Origin of the sequence: Mesorhizobium sp. B1-1-5, from assembly GCF_006443065.1 — a bacterium.
In the GTDB taxonomy this organism is placed as follows: domain Bacteria; phylum Pseudomonadota; class Alphaproteobacteria; order Rhizobiales; family Rhizobiaceae; genus Mesorhizobium.
Genome location: NZ_VFWS01000433.1, coordinates 1 through 1,334, shown reverse-complemented (window position 1 = coordinate 1,334; position 1,334 = coordinate 1). Strand labels below are relative to the sequence as shown.

The following is a 1,334-nucleotide window of genomic DNA, read 5'->3' as shown; positions in this document are numbered from 1 at the left end:
ATGGGTGAACCACAGGCTCTTGTCCATCAGCTGGCCGAACAGCGGTTCGATCCTGAGCAGCGCCGTGAGGCGAAGCTTGTCGAGCATATTCTCGATGAGCTCGTCGGCGCCCTTCGGGTCAATCGCGCCGCAAGCGAGCGGCGGGTGGGCGATAACAGGCATCAGCACGGCGTCGTAACGCGCCGTCTCCGCAATCAGTTGCCGCGAGGCGGCATGCAGCCGCTGCAAGCCTGCATAGGTCTCGCCGGCCGAGACCATTTCGCCCAATCGGCCGAGCACCCGCGTCGCGCGCTCGATCTCGCCGGTGACGGTGCGGCCGACGCGCACCGCCTCGGCCCGCAACATGCCTGCGACGGCCGAGGCAACCGTTCTGCAGAAATCGGCGAAGAAGTCGCGACCGATGGAGGGCAAATCGATTTCCTCGACGCTGTGGCCGCCCTCGCGAGCGAGCGCCACCGCGGTATCGAGCGCTTTCAGCGTCTCGGCCGAAATCGGCAGGCCAAGCGGAGAGTTCCGGTACATTGCGAGCTTGAGCTTGCCGGGATCGCGCGCGGCAGCCGCGGCGAACGCACCCTTCGGCGGCGGCGCGGCATAGGGCGCGAGCGGGTCGGGGCCATGGGTGAGGTCAAGCAGCAGGGCGCAATCGCGCACCGAGCGGGTGACGGCATGGTCGACCACCATGCCGTACCAGCTTTCGCTCACCAATGGCGACAGCGGGACGCGGCCGCGCGAGGTCTTGAGGCCGACCAGCCCGGTGCAGGCAGAAGGCACGCGGATCGAGCCGCCGCCATCTGAGGCATGCGCCACCGGCACGACGCCGGCGGCGACCAGTGCCGCAGCGCCGCCGGACGAGCCGCCGCTGGTGTGGCCGGTGTTCCAGGGATTGCGGGTGATGCCGAAGGCTTTTGATTCGGTCATCAGCCGCAGCCCGTGTTCGGGCGATGTCGAGGTGACGATGGGTGTCAGTCCGGCGGCGAGATAGCGTTCGGTCAGCACCGAACTGACCTCGGGCACCCAGGCGGGGATGCGGCTGCCGCCATGTGACGGCACGCCCTTGATGGCGATGCCGAGATCCTTGATGGCGAAGGGCACGCCGGCCAGCGGTAGGGAACGATCGATGCCCTTCGCCCGGCTGCGCGCCGCATCGTAGAGTGTCTCGGCCGTGGCATTGATTTCAGGCCGGCTGGCCTCGGCGCGCGCGATCGCAGCGTCGACCAGTTCGACCGGCGAAACCTCGCCCTTGCGCACCAACGTGGCAATGCCGGTGGCGTATTCTTCCCACAGCACTCGTTCGACCTACATGCGCGCTCCCCCGATACAGGCAAGGGAACCAG

Annotated in this window: 1 protein-coding gene; it reads right to left on the bottom strand. The window is 67.9% G+C overall.

Annotated features, from left to right (window positions below):
- A partial coding sequence (locus FJ980_RS32120; protein ID WP_246676669.1) for an amidase occupies positions 1-1,287 on the bottom strand: 1,287 nt, incomplete at its 3' end.
- Positions 1,288-1,334: the final 47 nt, after the last annotated feature.